General features: G+C 72.7%; 22 protein-coding genes and 1 pseudogene. 9 read left to right on the top strand and 14 right to left on the bottom strand.

Annotation, left to right across the window (positions count from 1 at the left end; all coding sequences use genetic code 11):
• Positions 1–5 precede the first annotated feature (5 nt).
• Entirely contained in the window at positions 6–1,355 is a 1,350-nt protein-coding gene (locus AB5J87_RS38660) for a tetratricopeptide repeat protein (RefSeq protein WP_369384004.1), read from the bottom strand.
• A gap of 135 nt (positions 1,356–1,490) precedes the next feature.
• Here AB5J87_RS38660 and AB5J87_RS38655 point away from each other — a divergent pair, with 135 nt between their 5' ends.
• The 3 genes from AB5J87_RS38655 (at position 1,491) to AB5J87_RS38645 (ending at position 4,479) form a co-directional block, all read left to right on the top strand.
• The gene (locus AB5J87_RS38655; RefSeq protein WP_369384003.1) at positions 1,491–1,898 is read left to right on the top strand and encodes a hypothetical protein; all 408 of its coding nucleotides are present in this window, start codon (positions 1,491–1,493) and stop codon (positions 1,896–1,898) included.
• Between the two features lie 254 nt (positions 1,899–2,152).
• Positions 2,153–3,010: a hypothetical protein gene (locus AB5J87_RS38650; protein ID WP_369384002.1), complete on the top strand. Its 858-nt coding sequence runs from the start codon at positions 2,153–2,155 to the stop codon at positions 3,008–3,010.
• A gap of 353 nt (positions 3,011–3,363) precedes the next feature.
• Positions 3,364–4,479 carry a DUF5954 family protein gene (locus AB5J87_RS38645; RefSeq protein ID WP_369384001.1) on the top strand — a complete coding sequence of 372 codons (1,116 nt, stop codon included), beginning with the start codon at positions 3,364–3,366 and terminating at the stop codon, positions 4,477–4,479.
• A gap of 105 nt (positions 4,480–4,584) precedes the next feature.
• Here AB5J87_RS38645 and AB5J87_RS38640 read toward each other — a convergent pair whose 3' ends face one another.
• Positions 4,585–5,373: a glyoxalase gene (locus AB5J87_RS38640; protein ID WP_369384000.1), complete on the bottom strand. Its 789-nt coding sequence runs from the start codon at positions 5,371–5,373 to the stop codon at positions 4,585–4,587.
• Between the two features lie 304 nt (positions 5,374–5,677).
• Positions 5,678–6,262, bottom strand: a complete 585-nt coding sequence (locus tag AB5J87_RS38635; protein ID WP_369384195.1) for a TetR family transcriptional regulator — start codon at positions 6,260–6,262, stop codon at positions 5,678–5,680.
• A 104-nt stretch (positions 6,263–6,366) separates the two neighbouring features.
• Here AB5J87_RS38635 and AB5J87_RS38630 point away from each other — a divergent pair, with 104 nt between their 5' ends.
• A complete protein-coding gene (locus AB5J87_RS38630; protein ID WP_369383999.1) occupies positions 6,367–7,302 on the top strand; it encodes an oxidoreductase in 936 nt (311 codons plus the stop codon).
• 272 nt (positions 7,303–7,574) lie between these two features.
• On the opposite strand, the gene AB5J87_RS38625 is transcribed toward AB5J87_RS38630, so the two are convergent.
• Positions 7,575–7,916, bottom strand: coding sequence for a DUF5713 family protein (locus AB5J87_RS38625; RefSeq protein ID WP_369383998.1), 342 nt, complete (start codon positions 7,914–7,916; stop codon positions 7,575–7,577).
• A 246-nt stretch (positions 7,917–8,162) separates the two neighbouring features.
• On the opposite strand from AB5J87_RS38625, the gene AB5J87_RS38620 reads away from it, so the two are divergent.
• Together AB5J87_RS38620 and AB5J87_RS38615 are read left to right on the top strand one after the other, a co-directional pair.
• Complete coding sequence (locus AB5J87_RS38620; RefSeq protein WP_369384194.1) at positions 8,163–8,393, top strand: chaplin; 231 nt, start codon at positions 8,163–8,165, stop codon at positions 8,391–8,393.
• Positions 8,394–8,644: 251 nt separating this feature from the next.
• Positions 8,645–8,839, top strand: a complete 195-nt coding sequence (locus AB5J87_RS38615; protein WP_369383997.1) for a hypothetical protein — start codon at positions 8,645–8,647, stop codon at positions 8,837–8,839.
• Positions 8,840–8,927: 88 nt separating this feature from the next.
• Here the strand turns inward: AB5J87_RS38615 and AB5J87_RS38610 are convergent.
• Both AB5J87_RS38610 and AB5J87_RS38605 read right to left on the bottom strand, forming a co-directional pair.
• Positions 8,928–9,119, bottom strand: a pseudogene (locus AB5J87_RS38610) (MerR family transcriptional regulator); the annotation flags it as partial.
• A 71-nt stretch (positions 9,120–9,190) separates the two neighbouring features.
• Positions 9,191–9,772 carry an ArsR/SmtB family transcription factor gene (locus AB5J87_RS38605; RefSeq protein ID WP_369383996.1) on the bottom strand — a complete coding sequence of 194 codons (582 nt, stop codon included), beginning with the start codon at positions 9,770–9,772 and terminating at the stop codon, positions 9,191–9,193.
• A 496-nt stretch (positions 9,773–10,268) separates the two neighbouring features.
• Between AB5J87_RS38605 and AB5J87_RS38600 the strand changes: the two genes are divergently transcribed.
• Positions 10,269–10,673 (top strand): SgcJ/EcaC family oxidoreductase, encoded by a 405-nt coding sequence (locus AB5J87_RS38600; RefSeq protein WP_369383995.1) that lies wholly within the window; start codon positions 10,269–10,271, stop codon positions 10,671–10,673.
• Positions 10,674–10,721: 48 nt separating this feature from the next.
• Here the strand turns inward: AB5J87_RS38600 and AB5J87_RS38595 are convergent, their stop codons facing one another.
• The 7 genes from AB5J87_RS38595 to AB5J87_RS38565 all read right to left on the bottom strand — a co-directional run bounded on the left by AB5J87_RS38595 (position 10,722) and on the right by AB5J87_RS38565 (position 14,352).
• Positions 10,722–11,339 carry an HD domain-containing protein gene (locus tag AB5J87_RS38595; RefSeq protein WP_369383994.1) on the bottom strand — a complete coding sequence of 206 codons (618 nt, stop codon included), beginning with the start codon at positions 11,337–11,339 and terminating at the stop codon, positions 10,722–10,724.
• A complete protein-coding gene (locus AB5J87_RS38590; protein WP_369383993.1) occupies positions 11,336–11,725 on the bottom strand; it encodes a hypothetical protein in 390 nt (129 codons plus the stop codon). Before AB5J87_RS38590 ends, AB5J87_RS38595 begins: the two co-directional genes overlap by 4 nt.
• A 276-nt stretch (positions 11,726–12,001) precedes the next feature.
• The gene (locus AB5J87_RS38585; RefSeq protein WP_369383992.1) at positions 12,002–12,229 is read right to left on the bottom strand and encodes a hypothetical protein; all 228 of its coding nucleotides are present in this window, start codon (positions 12,227–12,229) and stop codon (positions 12,002–12,004) included.
• On the bottom strand, positions 12,226–12,543 hold the full coding sequence (locus tag AB5J87_RS38580; RefSeq protein WP_369383991.1) for a hypothetical protein: 318 nt from the start codon (positions 12,541–12,543) through the stop codon (positions 12,226–12,228). The genes AB5J87_RS38585 and AB5J87_RS38580 overlap by 4 nt, the downstream gene beginning before the upstream one ends.
• Positions 12,540–12,731, bottom strand: a complete 192-nt coding sequence (locus AB5J87_RS38575) for a hypothetical protein (RefSeq protein WP_369383990.1) — start codon at positions 12,729–12,731, stop codon at positions 12,540–12,542. The genes AB5J87_RS38580 and AB5J87_RS38575 overlap by 4 nt, the downstream gene beginning before the upstream one ends.
• 56 nt (positions 12,732–12,787) lie before the next feature.
• A complete protein-coding gene (locus tag AB5J87_RS38570; protein WP_369383989.1) occupies positions 12,788–12,991 on the bottom strand; it encodes a hypothetical protein in 204 nt (67 codons plus the stop codon).
• A 128-nt stretch (positions 12,992–13,119) separates the two neighbouring features.
• Positions 13,120–14,352: a multiprotein-bridging factor 1 family protein gene (locus AB5J87_RS38565; RefSeq protein WP_369383988.1), complete on the bottom strand. Its 1,233-nt coding sequence runs from the start codon at positions 14,350–14,352 to the stop codon at positions 13,120–13,122.
• Positions 14,353–14,604: 252 nt separating this feature from the next.
• Between AB5J87_RS38565 and AB5J87_RS38560 the strand changes: the two genes are divergently transcribed.
• Both AB5J87_RS38560 and AB5J87_RS38555 read left to right on the top strand, forming a co-directional pair.
• Positions 14,605–14,889, top strand: a complete 285-nt coding sequence (locus tag AB5J87_RS38560) for a hypothetical protein (protein WP_369383987.1) — start codon at positions 14,605–14,607, stop codon at positions 14,887–14,889.
• Positions 14,886–15,281: a hypothetical protein gene (locus AB5J87_RS38555; RefSeq protein WP_369383986.1), complete on the top strand. Its 396-nt coding sequence runs from the start codon at positions 14,886–14,888 to the stop codon at positions 15,279–15,281. Before AB5J87_RS38560 ends, AB5J87_RS38555 begins: the two co-directional genes overlap by 4 nt.
• Positions 15,282–15,372: 91 nt before the next feature.
• Here the strand turns inward: AB5J87_RS38555 and AB5J87_RS38550 are convergent, their stop codons facing one another.
• Positions 15,373–17,355 (bottom strand): hypothetical protein, encoded by a 1,983-nt coding sequence (locus tag AB5J87_RS38550; protein WP_369383985.1) that lies wholly within the window; start codon positions 17,353–17,355, stop codon positions 15,373–15,375.
• Positions 17,356–17,704 lie beyond the last annotated feature (349 nt).

The following is a 17,704-nucleotide window of genomic DNA, read 5'->3' as shown; positions in this document are numbered from 1 at the left end:
CGGTCTCACCAGGACCGATCGACAAGTAGGGGCCAGGCGATCGTGCGGGCCCGTTCGTAGAGGTCGCGGGCTGCGGTGTTCTTCAGGTGGGGGCGGATCAGGCTGAACATGGTCCTGATGCGTTCGTCGGCGCGGCCGGACTGGACCATGGGGTAGTCGTCGAGTGCCTGGTGCCAGGTCGCGCAGGCCGCTTCCAGGTGGCCGACCTCCATTTGGCGTTCGGCGAGGGTGGCACGGTGGCGGACGCGAGCACGCCGGTAGATGCCGTAGCGCAGCTGGTCGGAGTGCTGCATGGCCTCGATGGCGCCGTGCACGTCGCCGAGTTCGTAACGGACCTGGCTGACGTGGTAGTTCAGCGACGAAGGGTCGTAGGAGCCGAATGCCTTGCTGCGCGATTCGGCGCGGTCCATGGCGGCTTCCGCTTCGTACATGTACCGGAGGGCGTTGGTGCGGTCGCCGGTCTGCGCCGAGGTGTGTGCCTGCTGTCCGGCGAGGAAGGCCCGCATCCGGGGCCCGGCCTTGGGGGAGGCGGCGGCTGCGGCATCGGCCAGTTCCATCGCCTTGGCCCCGTGCCCCAGGTCCACGGCCTGCACGCTCATGCCCCGCAGCGTCGTGCAGTACGTCAGGTGGTCCTCGGCGGCGCCCGCCAGTTCCAGGGCTTTGACGTAGTAGCGCTGGGCGGGCCCGTGCAGGCCCTCGTCCACGGCCATGTAGCCGGTGAGGTACAGCAGGTCCGAAGCCGCCGACAGCATGGCTTGCCGGACGTTCTCCGGGGCGTCGGCCCGCAGGTACGCAGCCACAGTGTTGACCATGAACGAGGCCGCCATGGGCCGTGCGTGGCGGCCGCCGAACTGGTCGTCCAGCTCCGAGACGCGTTCGGTCATGGCGACCACCATGTCCACCTCGTTCATACCGATCCGCGAGGCACGGCCGCTCTGGACGGCTTCGGCGCGGCCGATGACATCGGGCCAGCCGGGGATGGTGAGCGCGACGGAGAAGAGGCCGGCGCCAAGGACGCTTCTGCGTGACGGGTCCATGTCGAGCCTCCCCAGGTCGATCATCCCTTCCACGGTATCCGTGGCGGTGGGGGAATGACCGGAGGGGAGCGGCAGGCCCGCTTCAGCGTGGGTGACCGGGCGCCCGAGCCGCCGCGACAAGGCTTCGAGGACGCATGCGCGAACCGCTGGGCGCGGCATGGCGCCGTCGAGCCAGTGGCTCACCGCGGATTCCTCGTAGCGCAGCGGGGTGCCGGCCTCCGTGCCGACACGGTTCACGGCCCGCGCGAACTGGCGTTGCGTCCAGCGGGTTTCGGCGAGCAACCGGGCCAGAGCCGCGTTCGGCGTGCGCGTCGCCATGGCCATCAACTCCCCGCGTTCTCAAGGACTTTCAAGGCTTTCAAGTCCCCACGTTGCGGCAACGGTACCGCCGTGTGTGGTCACGCGGTTGCGCAGAGGAAGCAGAGACCGCAACGGAAACGGAGCTGGGGCACCGTGGACACGCACAGCGAAGCGCGACGCATCGGGGCGCAACTCGCCGAGGAGCTGCACCTGGCCTTGCTGGCCCGGGGCTTCTACCTCCCGGTGGGTGCGGCTGCCCCGATAGGGGGACGGGCGTACGTGGACGTGGAGCCGGTCCGGGACGACGTGGTGCATCGGCTGATCGAGGTCCTCGGGCCTCCCCCACTGACCATGCCGGATGCCGGAGATCCGTGGGCCGTCGCGGAGGAGGCGTTGAAGGATCTACGGCGAGCACTCTGCACCGCCAACATCACCCTCCCTTCCCTGGGGATCGATGAGCCTTGCGGGGCCAACCAGACGGTCCTGGTCGAATTGGGCAACGCCCACCCGGCCGTTGTCCGGCAGCTCGCGCAGACCATCGCCAAGGGGGCGGAGCGGTGAGCGCGAGGCCGTGGCTCGCCCTGAACTACGTGATCACACCGAGGCGGGTCGTCCGCTGGTTGTGCGGCCATGCCGCACAACTCGCGGACCTCATGGACCCCCACCCAGTCACCGATTGGTGCCTTGCCGAAGCACTGGGCCAGGTGTCGCCGAACGTACGCACACCCCATGAGCCCCCGCCCGCCTGCCCCGTATGACGGCGGTCGGCAGCCGGGCGGGTCCACCGATGCACCCAACCGAAGGAGAGTGCAGCAGTGTCCGTAACGCTAGTACGACCGGTCCCAGAACGGGTCGCGGAGCGAGCCCGGCAGATCCTGGCGACCGTCGAGGCCGACCCGGAGTACGACCGGCTGCGCACCGCGTGCGCGAAGTACGACGAGGACTGGACCAGCTTCCTGGGCTACGCCCTCGTCGACGAGTTCGACATCGCGCACGACACCGAGCCCCTGTTCCCCGAGGCCATGCGCGCCATGGCGATCAAGTCGGCCGTCTATGAGATGACCGAGGGCGACGAGGAGGCCGCGGAAGTCCCCGTGGCGATCCCGGTGGACGAGATGATCCACGCGCTCGCCGCGCAGTTCACCGTCCTGTCCCGCATCCAGGACCGGACCGGGGTCAAGTTCGTCCACGCCACCGACCGCGAGGCCATCGGCGCGTGGGACCACGGCGACTACACCCACCAGGTCTACCGGGCCGCGTGGGGACCGCTGAACGAGCGGTACTGGTTCGGCAAGGACGAGACCGCCAAGCGCAGGGCTGTCGTCATGGCGCCGGGCGCTGCGCTGTGCATCACCTCGTACAGATACGTATCGAGGGCAGCCGGGCTGTCCGGCAGTTCCAGCTCCACCGTGAACGGGATGCCGTCGGTCTTGTACCGGCCCGGCGGCAGCCCCACCTTGTGCGGGTGCACGCACACCGGGACGCCGGCCGCTGTGTACCGGTGGCCGTCGACGGGATTGAACGGGGCCTCCGCACACGGCCGCTCGAACACGTCGAACTCACCGAGCGGGAAACGGCGCGAGGGGCAGATGCCGCACGACGGGTGCTCGCCACCGGTGACGAAAGCGTCAGCCATGCGCGGCAGCGTAACGTCGTTTCGCCGCACGGAATGAGCGCCTGGACCGAGCGCGCCGAAGCTGACCGGCGGTGCCCCGCGGACCAGGGGCGGACCGGGGGAAGCCGGGAGCAGCGAGGAGGCTGCGAACCTGCGTGCACCCATGTCGTGGGGCCCTTCCCGTACCCCTGAGTCCGGGCAGCACACTGCGGGTGGGCATCGCGCGGCCACGGACCGGGGCCGTTGTGGCCGGGACGGAAAGGAACCGCTCGGGCCCCTTTCCGACCACGGCGCACCATGCCCACCGCCCCCAAGTCACAACACCCGCACAGGATCTCGCGAACCCCGGCAGCGCGGGGCAAAAGTCCCGAGTCCGCCGGAATGCCGGGCCGGGCTCGCCACGATGGGGGTATGAGCCATGGGCATGAGGGGTTGGGCGGGGCGCGGCCACTGGTCGTGCGGCTTCCGGTGGAGCCGGTCGAGGCGGTGGCGGAGGCGGACGCCGTCGACGCGGTGCTGCGGGCGGGCGGCTTCGCGGTGCGCGGCCCGGTGTTCGGGGTGGCCGCGCAGGACGGTCCCCGGTGGCGGGTGGTGGGCGCGGTGGCCGCGGCCGATCCGCAGGAGGCCCGCGACAGCCTGAACTCGCTGTTCTGGAGCCGGGCCAAGAACGACCCCATGGACCGGACGGAGCGCCGCGCGCTGCTGGAGGCGGTCGCCCTGCTGGAGCGCGAGCGCGTCGGCGAACTCACCGTCCTCGGGACCCGCTACCGCGTCATACGCGTGGAGGAGTACGCGGGCGCCGGCCCCGAGGGCATAGAACTGCCGCGGCCGAGCGACCCGGAGCCCGCCGTGCCCGACTGGGACTCCCGCACCACCAAACCGCAGACCGACGACGGCCTGGTCCTGGACCCGGACGCCCCGATCACCCCGGCCCAGGCCGCCGAACGGCTGGCCCTGCGCGAACTCGTCTACTCCGGCGCCCGCTTCCCCGACGACGTACGGGAGGACTCGCGCCGGGCCCGCGACGCGCACCCGGACGTGGTGCTGATGCCCGCGACGTTCACCGTGGTGGAACGCAACAGCGCGGGGTGGCAGCCGGCCGGCATCCCGCACCCCAGCGCGCACGACGCCCGCAGGGCGCTGGCGCGTTCCCTGCTGCGCTTCGAGCCCTACCGGCACGGCCTCCTGGAGGACGTACGCGCCGACGCCCGCGCCACGCTCGCCGCCGGGAACTGCGATGCCCGCACGGCGACGGCGCTGGCCGCGTACGTGGCGGGCGCCGACCGGCTCCGCGCCGCACCGGTCAACGAGCTGGAGGTCCTGGGCCGCGTCTACCGCATCGCCCGCACGCGCCGCATGGTGCGCTGGGGCCCCGAGGGCCCGGAGGGCCCCCGCCCCTCCGACCCGGCGGGCAACGAACCCTTCGCGATCCACGTACCGCTCGACGAGGACGGCAACATGCTGCCTTCCCCGTCTCCGTCGCCGTCTCCGTCGTCCGGGGCCGGTACGGAGACGCCGCCGCTCTGATCCGGCCGGTGGACCGGCGCCCCCTCTGGCCCGGCCCGGTGCGACTCGGGGGTACGCAGGTACGGGGCACGGCTCATCGCATCGGAGGCCGACCCGGCGAACGGGTCAGGGCGTGTCCGCCGCCCCTTCTTCGGGGCCCTGCGGGTCCTCCGGGGCCGCCTCGGTGCGCCACAGGTGGAGTGCGTCGGCGGTGCGGAGTCCTTCGGTGACTTCATGGCGTTCGGCGTCGGTGAGGTCGAGGGCGTTCAGTCGGCGCAGCCACTCCTCGACGCCGTCGGGCTCCTCCAGGGAGGTGGCGAGCTCGACGAGGTGGGCGAGGGCGCGGGCCACGTCCAGGGGCGGGGCGGTGTCCCCGTACCTGCGCATCGCCGTGGTGATCACGCGCAGGGCGGTGCGGTCGTCGCTCTTGAACTCGGCGTGGATACGGGCGTTGTCGAGCGCCTTGGCCAGGCCCGTGAGGCTCTTGGAGCCGCCGTACTCCAGCTCGGCGGGCTCGTCCCGCTGGATGAAGATGACCGTGTTCCCGGACGGGTCGACGAGGGTGAACCGGCTCGCCCCGGGCCTGTACCGGGTGATGCGCGGCCTGCCCTTGGCCAGGACCTTGCCGTAGGCGGCGCGCAGGGCCCGGGTGAACTCCGCGTGGTACGGCGCGACCGCGTCGACCAGGACCAGGCAGGCGCCGGCGTCCTCCCGGCCCGGGTCGATGTTCTTCGGCGGCGTCCCGAAGTGCAGCGCGAAGCCGCTCCACTCCAGCGCCAGATAGACATAGGGCCGGGTCTGCTGGTGGGTGACCTTGAAACCCAGCGCCTGGTAGAACTCCAGCGTCTCCTCCACCGACACGCACGGCAGCACCGGCACCGTCGTCTCGTTCGCCCGCACCGTCGCTTCTGCCACGCTCGACACCTCTTCCGGTCCCTGCCCCGCTTCGGACCGCCGAGCCTGCCGCAGAACCGGTCCCGCCGCCTATGGCGCTTTTACCTCGCCCTTATCGGCGCAGGCCAGGAGGGAGAGCCCGTCCGCCCGGCCCCGGCGCGGCCGGTACGCGACTCCGGGCCCCAGTCGCTTCAGTCGCTGCACGGAACGGCACGACCCCGCCCGGCCGTCGACGCCCCCGGGCTCCGGGTGTGCCCGCACCGTCCCGCGCTGTCCTCACGGCTGAGCGAACCGTCGGCTCACTCAGGCTGACCGAACCGACCGCTCACTCAACAGAGTCCAGCGCTGGGGCAATGGTGGCGAAGGCCCGGTCGGTCAGTTCGGCGGGATCCTCGGCGCCGTCGCTGCCGCTCCACCGTCGCAGCACGGCGTCGAAGGCGTTGAGCGCCATCCCGGCGGCCAGCTGCGGGTACAGATCGGTGCCGGGGTCGCGCCCCAGGCGCTGCGCCAACTCCGCTGCCAGGTCGTCGCGCCACTGGTCCTGGCGCTCCAGGAAGCGTGCGCGCAGGGCGGGGGTGCGCAGGATCAGCTGAACCACGCGCAGTGCCCGGTCGGAATGGTCGGCGCAGGCGGCCATGGAGACCCAGACGGTGTGCCGCAGGGCCTCGGAAGGCTGCTCCTCTACGGGACGGGACGCCAGCGCGGCGCGCATGCCGGTGCCCATGTCGGCCAGGAACTGGACGACCACGTCCTCCTTGGAGGCGAAGTACCGGAAGAACGTTCGCTTGGACACGCCGGCGGTGGCCGCGATCTCGTCAATGGTGACCGCGTCGAACCCCCTCAGCGCCAGGAGCTGCAGCGCCGCTTCGCTCAGCTCGTTGGAGACGAGCTGGCGTTTGCGCTGGGCCATGGTGACTTCAGGGTGGGGGCTCACCGGGCCATCCTATCGCCATGCCATCCATGGCACTCGGTAACCACTTGACACCAAGTGCCATCGAAGGCAACGTGTGCCGCATGAGGAAGAACCAGCGCTGGACCGCCGATCGGATCCCGGACCAGGCCGAGCGGGTGTGTGTCGTCACCGGAGCCAACAGCGGCCTCGGCCTCGCGACCACCCGGGCACTCGCGCGCAAGGGCGGGCACGTGATCCTCGCGGTACGCGACGAGGAGAAGGGCCACCGGGCCGCCGCAGAGATCACCGCCGAGCAGCCCGGCGCCGCCCTTGAGGTGCGCCGCCTCGACCTCGCCGACCTCGATTCGGTCCGGGCCTTCGCCGATCAGCTGCACGCCGACCATCCGCGGCTGGACGTGCTCGTCAACAACGCCGGCCTGATGGCGCCGCCCCGCTCACTGAGCGCCCAGGGCCACGAGTCGCAGTTCGCCTGCAACCACCTCGGCCACTTCGCGCTCACCGGCCTCCTGCTCGACCTGCTGACCGACGGCGACAACCCCCGCGTGGTCACGGTGAGTTCGACCAACCACCGGCAGGGGCACCTCCACTTCGACGACCTCGCCGGCGAGCGCACGTACTCGCCCATGGGGTTCTACAACCAGTCGAAGTTCGCCAACGCCGTCTTCGGACTGGAGCTCCACCGGCGGCTGACCGCGGCCGGCAGCCCGGTGCGCAGCGTGCTCGCCCACCCCGGATACACCGCCACCAACCTCCAGACGAGCGCACCGGTCGCCCTGGTGAAGGTGCTGTTCGGCCGCATCCTCGCCCCGCTCGCCCAGCGCCCGGAGCAGGGTGCGCTGCCCCAGCTGTACGCGGCCACCGCCCCGGACGCGCGGGGCGGTGAGTTCATCGGGCCGGACGGCTTCGCCGAGCTGCGCGGCGGCCCGACGCGGGTGCAGCCGTCCACCGCCGCGGCCGACCCCCGGACCGGCCACCGCCTGTGGGAACTCTCGGAACAACTCACCGACGTACGGTTCCGGCTTCCGGCCGCTCTCTGACGAACCGGCCGCGGCGGCCTCAGCCCCGTACAGCCCTCGTCACCCCGAACCGGCATCGGCGTTGCCGACAGCCCGCAGCCGCACCCGACCTACGCCGTGATCCGCCGGCCGACTGTGTTTCGGGCCTGGGCGTGACCCTGTTCGAGACCCGTCAGGCTGCTCACAACCGCTTTGACCGGCCACCGCGTTGCACGGCCGCCCCGACCGACGTATTCGGCCGCGCAGCACGAGGCGTCCGGCCGCGCCGCACACGCCGACCAGCGTCCCGGCCCTCACCACTCCCTCGTCGCGATCAGCTCCTCCACATCCGCGTCCGCGAACCCGTACGCCGACGCCACGAACCAGAAGTCCTCGGCGATCTCCTCGCGCGCCACCGTCTCCATCTCGCTCCCGGCCGCCTCGAACTCCGCCTCCAGCAGGTTGAACTCCTCCGTCGCGGCCTGCGTCAGTACGTACAGCGCCGCCAGGTCCGACGGCCGCTCGGCCTCGATGCGCTCGCAGAGCCGTATCAGGATCGCCCTGCCCAGGTCGACGACGTGGTCGGGGTAGTAGTCGGAGGCGTACAGCGGTCGCAGAAACGCACGTTCCGCCGCCTGCTGGTTGGTGATCGGCATGGTTGTCCCCATCCCCGTGGAAGCCCCGAGATCCTCGTGGAAGAACCGCGAAGCACTGACACACCGATCATGCGGCACCCCACTGACAACGCCCCGTGCGCCGGGCGGACGGCATCGTTAGTCCGGTTGAGTGGGTCCTGGCCGCAAAGGACGCTTGCGCGGGCCGAAAGCCGGGCCCGGTGTGGTGTTCTGCGGGTTACCAACGTGAATGACCACGACGTTCGTTGAACTGGGGTAGCCATGCGCATGCAGACCGTCCTCTCCACTGTCGCCCTGGCCTCGGCCGGAGTTCTCGCCGGTGCGGGTGCCGCCGCGGCCGACGCCGACGCCCAGGGCGCTGCCGCCCACTCCCCCGGCGTCCTCTCGGGCAACATGGCCCAGGTTCCCGTGCACGTTCCGGTGAACGTCTGCGGCAACACCGCCAACCTCGGCGGCGCGCTGAACCCGGCCTTCGGGAACACCTGCGTCAACAACTGACCAGCAGCCGCGCAGGCCGTGGCCCGACCCGTGTACGGGGGCGGGCCACGGCCTGCGGCATTCCCGTGCGCGAGCACGTCCCCCCGCCCCCGTGCGTACGTGGGAGAGCAGGTCCGCGTACGTACGCGTACACGTCCGCGCAGCCCACCCCACCCCCCAGCGCCGCCCCGGACCCTCCCGCCGGGCGGGCGGCGCCCCGGCGCGTTGCACGGGCGTGCGTGACGGACGGGGAGCCGGAGCGTTAGCTAGGCATGATCGATGTGAAGCACGTCCTCGCAGCCGTTGTCCTCGCGGGAGCGGCCCTGTCCGCGACCACCGCCACCGCGCAGGCCGCGGTCGGGCCGAACCCCTCGGCCGGAGGCGACCTCGTCGGCGGCCTCCTCAACGGCCTGCCCACCGGCCCCGTCGCCTCCAACCTCACCGGCGGCCTGCCCCTCGGCGGCTGACCCGGCCCGCCTCCCGCCGTTCCCGGCCCTTGGGGCCACCCGCCCCAAGGCGCCACCGGGATGGTCCCCCGCCCCCACTCCCCCCCCCTCAAGCCACCAGCAGACGAAGGCCGAGATCGGCCGCGTCGAGGGCGGCGAGGCCGCGGTTGCGTTCGGCCCAGCGGCCGGAGTCGAGGTCGGCGCGGAGGTCGCGTACCGCCCGCTGCTCGGCCTCCGGTCCGACCCGCGTCCACACCGACATCGCGCGGCGGACGCGGTCTTCCAGATACGCGTCCGGGCGCGCATCGGGATTGCCCAAGAGCGGTCGAGGTGGGTCGCGGTGGATCTGCCCGCGTCTCAGACCAGTTGGGACTAGTGGGGAGGGGCGGCAGCGGTGGTTGCCCCGTTCAGCAACCTCCTGCCGAGCCGCGTCGGGGCGTGGTGGACCGATTGGCCGTTGCGGAGGGTGGCTATCAGGCCGGCGTCGCGCAGGACGGAGGCGTGGCGGGAGGCGGCGGCGGGGGAGATTCCCAGGGTGGTCGCGAGTTGGCCGGTGGTGAGGGCCGGGGTCCGCACCACCGCGAGCAGGGCCGCCGCCCTCGTCGCCCCCAGGACCGACACCAGCGCACGGGCCGGGGTGTCGGCGTCGGGTGCGGTGGAGTCGTCCGGGGCGGTCGCGGTGGTCCGGCAGCGGGTGGCCGTTCCCGACTCGCCCGGCGGATCGATCCGTACGCGCGCACTCGCGCCGCCATGGACCCGCAATCCCAAAGTCCGCCCCACGAACGCCTCTTCGGGGTCGACGGGCCCGCCCCGGCGCGGCTCGCCCTCGTGCCAGGAGACGCCCGGCAGCGGCAGCAGGTTCAGTACGTCGTCGAGGCGCGCCGCCGCCCCCGGTCGCGGTCCGGGCGACGGCGTCCGCCCCGGCCGTGTCCGCTCGCGGTCGTCCCTCGTCAAACTGACCCTTGTCACCCTGGCATCCCCCGTGCGTCGGTGAGTTGGCCGCACAACATTTGCATCCTTGCGCAAAAGTCTATCCACGCGGATACCGGGCGGTCGATCGTTGAACCGCGCCTTTCGCACCTCCGGTCATGACCGGCCGGCTCACCGCCGGGCCTTCCCCTCGTCCGGGAGGGACGCGTACGCGGGGCGTCGCACAACGGGGGCGCCCGCCCTCGCCCGCCCCGTACCCATCCACAGCGGGCGAGGGCGGGGCGGATGCCAGGTCCACACCGGTTGCCGCACCACGCATCCCGCCCCGCGATCCCCCTAACTCCCCACCCCCACACCCCCACGCCTTCCGCTCCCCACGTCCGAGACAGGAGCTCGCACGCCATGGAGACCTCCCGAGCCGTCGGCGCGCCCGGCGTCTCCGCCGCGCAGGAGGCAGCCCCCGTCTCCTCACCCCCCTGCCCTTGACCTCAACCATGCTGGAGGTACGACGATGATCCACATGACCACGGAAACCTCGGCCCCCACGGCCGACATCGAAGCGATCCACCAGCTCCTCGCCACGGTCGAGCACTCTCAGCAGAACAAGGACCCCGAGGAGTTCCTCGGGCTCTTCCACCCGGACGCGGTCTGGACGACGGCCCGCGGCAAAGTCCTCATCGGGTTCGACGCGATCGCCGCGTTCACCCGCAAGGTCCTCCCCGCCGCCAACTGGGACGGCAAGGTCACCTACGAGGTGGCCCACATCCTCTTCATCCGCCCGGACGTGGCGGCGGTCAAGGTCCGCCAGCGCTATCTGACCCCGGGCGAGGAGAGCGAGGGCGCGCCGCTGTACGTGGTGTCGAAGCAGGCCGACGGCCGCTGGCTGCTGACCGCCTGCCAGAACACGGGGGTCGTGGCCGAGTAGCGGAGTACGGGGTGGCGCCGTACGCAGCGGCCGAGGCCGTGTGCGCCCTCAGCGCACGGCATGCCCGTACTCGGCGACGAGCCCGCCCAGCTCCGGCTCCCCGAACACCGCCCTCAACTCCCGGAAGGCGACCGTCTTGTCGGCGCCGAAGCGGGAGACCTTGGCGGCGTAGCTGTCCGCGGTGAGGAACGTGGGCGGTGTGGTCTTGCTGTGGAACTTGTCCGCGTACATGACCAACCGCTCCTCGACCGTCCGCGCGAGGTAGTCGCCGGGCGGCAGCGGCAGGCGCTGGTGCTCGATGTCGTGCCTGGTCAGTCCTACCCCGGTGTGGCAGGAGCAGAACCGGCACAACGACTCGGGCCAGCCTTCCTCGGCGAGGAGCCCGTGGCCGAGCACCCCGTGGCGTAGGTAATTGGCTTGGTCCAGGCGGCCGTTGTCGTCGTAGAGGCGGTAGACGCCGATGTCGTGCAGCAGACATCCGGCCCGTACGAGCGCACGGTCCACCCCCGCTGCCATTTCCGGGCCCGTCTCCTCCCAGCGGTCCAGCAGCCCTTCGGCGATCCGCCACACGATCTCGCAGTGGGTCCAGACGAGCGCGAACGCCTCCCGGGAGGGGGCGTGCTTCTCGTGCAGCGCGCGGATGTCCTCCGGCGAGGGTACGGTCACGGCTGCTCCGCCCGCCCCTCGGCCCGCTGACCCGCCCGCTCGCCCGTCTCCTCCACGTGCGCGGCGCCGGTGCGGGAACGGCGGCGGCCCATCACCGCGCACCCCACCGTCACCAGGCCGATGGCGATGACCTTGGCGGCGCCGTAGTACCCGGTCGGAGGCTCGTCCGGGGTGCCGGGCAGCCGGAGGAAGACCCATATCGCCGCGAGAGCGCCGAACGCGATGAGCGCGACGGCTCCCCACGTCCCGAGGTCCGCCCACCAGGGCTCCAGGGCGTGACCGGTATGCCCCGGCTCGCCACCTCCCTGCTGCCCGGCGCGCTCCTTCTGCGCGGCTCGCTCCTCCTGCTCGGTTCGCTCCGTCGGCTCGGCGTCCTCGTGCGGCACGTTCTGTTCTCCTGGGCGGTCGGTGGGCGCTCGCGTGGGAAGACGCGGGACCGGTACGGCAAGTTCACCAGGTCGGGCGTTCCTCACCAACGCCGGGTCCCGGGCCGAGTGCTCGCCGCGCGGGCGAGGGGAGCGTGGTGAAGGGCGCCGCTGTGACTGGGTGGGGTCCGCCCATGGACCCCCGGCACCCCCCCCGGTCCCCCCCCCGGCACCCCGGCACCCCGGTCCCCCCGGTACGGGGCCGTTCTGGGATGGGCCGGACCCGGGCCCGGGAGTTTATGCGCGGGCCGTGTCGATCACGTGGAGGCCGGACAGGCCGCACGCGTCCGGGACGTCGGGGCTCTTGTGGTGGCGGGCGATCCGCTGGCGGCCGTCCACCCACACCCCCTGGTGGCACCCGGGGCAGCGCAGGGCCAGGACCTGACCGGACCACGCGTCACGGGTGATCCGGTGGCAGTACCCGAGGCCGTGGCGGCTCGGGCCGATCACCATGAACCGGCTCACCACTCCGCCCGCGGCCGTTCGTGTTCCTCGGCGGTCTCCGGCTCCGGCCGGGGACCGCCCGCGCGCCGGGGCGGGTCCTGATGGGTCGTCAGCACCACGCAGGCCATGTCCTCCACGCTGCGCGCGAACAGGGTGTGCCCGGTCCCGGCCGTGTGCTCGATGATCGCGACACCTCCGTCGTCCAGGTCACTGGTCGCGTCCAGTTCCCAGGAGCAGCCGTCACCGGACATGCAGCGGGCCGTGAGGGTCACCTCGCTGTCCGGGTGCCGCAGGAGCCGGTGGACCACTCCACGCGGAGTGCGCCACACGCTCACCGCACCGCCTCCCCGCCGGGCCATGTCCGGTGGTCGGGATGGCGGACGAGCTCCCCCGCCGCCCGCCGCACCCGCCCGTGCTCCCGCTCCTGGCGCGCCGCCTCCCGCTCCGCGCACCATGCCGCGCACAGTTCGCAGTCGGCGGCGCCGGCCGAGCCCACGTCGTACGCGGGATCCGGTCCGCTCACGGGCCCCGAGCCGTGCTCCGGTCCCGTGAACGGCGGCCCCACCGACCACGCCCACATCACCCCCGCCCCCGCACCGGGGTGTCCAGCACCCGGGCCCGCATCAGCTCGTGGCGGGTCGGGCGGCGCAGGGACTGCGGCGCCGTCGCCCACTGCGTCCCCCCGCCGGGCGGACGCAGATACACGCTCCCCTCGTACCGTTCCTCCACCACCCCGACCCGATCGCCATTCGCGGTGTCCACCACATACTCCGGGCTCTGCATGACAGCCGTCCCTCGTCAGGGGTCATAACCCCCCGACCGTAGGCCGGAATTCGGGCGCGGCCAGGGACAGCCCGTCCCCGGGTCCCAAGGGGGACAGGCCGTCCCCCTTGGGACCCGGGCGGGCACCGTCAGGCGGCGACCGCCGTGATGTCGTCGGCCAGGCGGTGGGCCGTATGCGACAGGACGCCGGTCGTGGTGCGCGCCAGGTCGGCCGCCAGCGCGCGGCCGGAGGGGACGTAGCGCACCGCCTCCGGCGACGTCTCGTAGGCCAGGCGCAGATAGGTCAGCGCCCCCGATGTCTCACGCCGTTGGTACTCGGCTTTCGCCGCGTCCAGGAACAGTCTGCTGCGCCGCTCGGTCGAAGGGATCGCGTCCGGCTGCGTACGCGCCAGTGTCTGCACTGCCGCGCCGGGCGTGTGCAGTTCGGCCGAGATGCTCACCGCGTGGACGGCCACGTTGCCGGGGCCGAACATCGTCCACGGATGCACGTAGGAACCCAGTTGCTTCGCGGTGCGGTCGGCCTCGTCGTGCCAGCGCCACGCGTCGCCCTCCCGGCGCTCCTGGGCAGCGGTGACCGCCGCGTGCAGACACAGGCTCCCGAAGGTCGCGCGCAGCCGGTCCGAGCCGCTCTCCAGTTGCGGGCGCAGCGTGTCGGCGGCCTCCCCCACCATGCGCAGGGCCTCCTCCGTGTGGCCCGTCACCCGCAGGCCGTTGCCCACGATCCACGCCGCCCCGGCCAGGGCCACCGGATCGTCGGCCTGTTCGGCCGCCATACGCGCCCGGTCCACGATCACCCAGTACAACTCCGGCTCCACCGTGTGCGCGGCGTACTGCTGCGCCAGGGCGTACGTCTCCGCCAGGGCGACCGCCGCCCGGCGTTTCTCCGCCCCCTCGGACGCGCGCACGGTGGCGTGCCCCGCCGCGATCAGGCCCGGCAGCACAGCGGCCGTGGCAGTGCGCTGGTGACGGACGGTATGCCAGACCTCCCACGACTGGCGCACCCGCCCGGCGAGCTCGCCCACATCCTCCGCAGTACCGGAAACCGTCGCGAACAGCGGGGCATGGACCGCCGCCCGCAGAGCGACCGCACCCGGATGCGACATACGGCCGCCGACATCGATCGGGATCGACATCTCGGCCACGCCGGTCAGCTCGCTGATGTCCGTGCAGCCCAGCACGTGCCCCAGCCGCATCATCATCGCGAGCGTACGCACCGAGCGCTCGCCCCGCTCCGCCTTCTTCACCCAGTCCTCGGTGCGGGCCACCAGACCACCCAGCGCGGCACGCGTCAGCCCCCGCCGCTCCCGCAGCACCCGCAGCAAATCGCCGTCGACCGTCAACTGACCATGCTCATCGGGCATTTCAGGCCCCCTTCACCAGGGATATATCCCCAGCCTAGACCCGCTTCGCGCCCCCGTCCGCCCGGCGTGCAGGGATGGACCGACCCGTGAAGCGGCACGGTCCGCTGCGTGGGCCCGCATGCGCACGCGACGCCCGGCCACCGCCTACGCATGCCCCCAGGTGGCGTGCCCCCGTACCTGCTCGCGCGTGAGGTCCTCCAGGGCCAGATCCTGCTCCTGCCCGCCCCCCTATAGGAGTGCTATGGTCCATCTATGGCCAACACCACGATCCAGGTGACGAAGCAGACTCGCGACCATCTGGCCGAGCTCGCCGAGGAACGCGGGCTGAGCATCGGACAGCTCGTCGACGTCCTCGCCGCTGCGGAGCCCACCGCCGCGCAGCGCGCCGAGCAGGTGGCGGCGGCACGGGCGCACGCCCGTCAGGTCGTCGGCGTCGACATCAGCGATGAGGAGTTCGCGACGCTCGACGTGCTGGGGAATCTGCGGCGCATCGCGGCGGAGAAGGTTCTGGCCATGCCCGGCAGGGACGCCGCGTGATCATCCTGGACACCAGCGCCGTCGTCGCCATGGCAGCGGGGCACAAGGTGCTCAACGCGCTCGCGGTCAACGTCACCGCGTCCGGCGACCGGCTCCTCGTGCCGGCGCTGTGTCTGGCCCAGGCCGAGGCCACCCAGCCGCACGCCGCCCAGGCCGTCCTCGGATATCCGTGCACCGACGTCGAAACACTCGGACAGATCGACGCCCCCGCTGTGGGCGCGATGTTCCGCGACGGCTACGGAGGGATGGACACCTGCCACGCCCTCTACACCGCACTGCGCCGCACCGGCACCGGCGGCATGCCGATCCTCCTGACCGCCAACGAGGACCAGTACCCCCCGGGCATCCTCGCCATCGGCATCGACACACCCGGCATGCTCGGCTTCCACTGACCCCCGCATCGACCCGCACCAACCGCGTCCCGCTCGCCCCGGCTCCAGGGTCCCGAAGCCGAACAACGCCCCCGGCCCACTTCGGCACACCTCACGCCTCCGCGTGCCCCAGGACCAGGAATCGCGTGCCCTCCAACCGCCGCACCTGGTCCACCAACCGGTTGCTGAACAACCGTCTCGCCGACCCTTCCCCGTACCGGTCCATGTGGTCGAGCACCACCCGGTGGTCCTTCAGCCCCCGTACCCGCCAGCCACGCACCTGCTCGCGCGTGAGGTCCTCCAGGGCCAGTTCCTGTTCCTGCTCGTGCTCCGGGGCGGGTTCGGCGCGGGGGCGCGGGGGCATCGGCGCCGCAGGGGGTGCCGCCGCCCCTGTGCGCGCCTTCGCCGTCGCCGCCCGCCGCTCGCGGATCTCGGCCCACCCGCGTTCGCGGATCCACGCCCGCGCCGTCACCTCCGCGTGCAACTGCCGCTCCGTCGCCGTGCGGCGTTCGCCCTGTGAGGCGTGTGGCATCTTCGCCTCGATCGTGGTCGCGACCGTACGGCGCTGGGCGCGGCGGTCCGCCTGTCTCTCCTCGCAGCGCGGGCAGCCCCGCCCCGAGTCGAGCAGCGTCCCGTCGTCGCACCGCACATCGCCGCACCCCTGACGCTGCGGCAGGCCCCGGCCCATCAGCCAGCCCGCCGGGTCCTGGATCGGTCCGCCCAGTCGCAGCTGGTCCTCCAGGCGTCGGGCCAGCCGGGCCGCGAGGACCTGCGGTGCATCCGTCCGGCCCGCGAAGCCCGTCACCCGCGCCAGCTCACTCCGGGTCGCGGTTTCCACGCGTCTGCGGGTGGCCGGGCGTTCCAGGCGGGCCCAGAGCAGGTCCACCGGGGCCAGGGCCGCCCGTAGGTCCTGCGGCGGGGCGGGCACCCTCCCGCGCTGCCGCCCGGCCCGCGCCGCAGAGCCACTCGTCGGGCCATGGCCCGGCCCTCCGCTGATCGACGCCGGGGACCTCCTCGGCTGTTCCCCGCGCAGCGGGCCCTCGTCCTCGCGCACGGGCGCGCGGTCCGGCAGACCGCGGTTCCCACCACGGCCTTCGCCGGAAAAGCCAACGGAGAGCGAGAGGGGACCAACGGCAGCAACCGCAGAAGCGTGACTGGTGTGAAAGTGTGCGGCATCGGTGAGGTCTGGCGGACCGGACCCCTCCTCTTCCTTCCCCGCTCCTGCGGCCCTCGCCCCAGCCGCCGCACGGGCCACCGGAGTTACCGCCTCCTCCTGCCCCTCATGATCTCCGGGTGCACTGTCGGCGAGGTCGGGGAACCCCGCTTCGTTCGCCTCGCCCGCCTCCCGGCCCCGTACGCCTGGTACGCCATGGGCCCGCGCCACCGGCAGCAGCCGCACCCGGCTGCGGGCGTTCAGACCGGACGCCGTCGCCCGCCGCTCCACCGCCAGCACACCCCGCTCCTGGAGCCGGGACAGCACCTTCGCCCCCGCCGCCGGTGAGCAGTCCAGCAGCCGTCCGGCCGTCGCCGCCGGGCGGCCCCGTCCGGTGTCCACGCCGCCGGGGCAGAGCCGCAGCCAGCCCTGGGAGTTGGCGGACAGCACCAGCAGGAGCAGGGCGAGCCGGTCGGTCGCCGCGCCGCGTCCCGTACGGTCCGCGAGCATGCCCGCCGGGATCGTCCGGCCGTCCTTGTGCTCCCAGCCCGGCGCGAACAGCACCTCGGTCAGCTTCAGCAGCACGATCAGCTCCACCCGCGACAGCGCCAGGGCGTGGCGGCGGTCCCCGCCGTGCTGCGCCCGGTACATCGGGATCACCCAGCACTCCAGACCGGTCACCCGCCCGGTCGCGCTCGTCGTCTCCTTCGTGCCCAGTACGCCGCGTTCGCGCAGCTCCGGCAGTACCTGGTGGGCGACGCGGGACAGCTTCAGGCCCAGCCACCGGCCGAGCTCCTTCGCGGTGATCCGGGTGCCGTAGTCGGCGGCCACCCTGGCCTTCGCCATCAGCACCACGGCCGCCAGGCGCGCCGGGTCGCCCGCGCCCTTCAGCGCCGGGTCCGTCACCAGCGCCCGTACGGCCGCGAGCAGCCGGGTGCGCATGGTCTCCGTCAGCCGGAGCGGGTTGCCCAGTTCGAGCGGGGCGGCCGGGCCGGGCTGCGCCGGGGCGGGCCGCGGGGGACGGCGCGGGGAGCACCTGACCTGCGAAATCGCGACTACCTCCGGCTCAGAAGGCGGGTACGGCGAAGCGGCTCGTGGCGCTTCGTCTGCTGGAGCGGGGAGTTGAGGCGTTCGCACGGCTGCCGACTGTGCGTACGTCATGCGTACGGCTCCTCAAGAGGTCCCGGGGGCCGGTCCCGGGGAAAGGGGACGGCCCCGCACGGGACGGGTGGTTCACGGTGGTGCACACCTGGGGCCGGGGCGGCCCGCGACACCCCGCCGCACTCGGTGC

The organism is Streptomyces sp. cg36, assembly GCF_041080675.1.
Classification (GTDB): domain Bacteria; phylum Actinomycetota; class Actinomycetes; order Streptomycetales; family Streptomycetaceae; genus Streptomyces.
The sequence above is the reverse complement of the archived record's forward strand: the minus strand, read 5'-3'. Positions and strand labels throughout refer to the sequence as shown.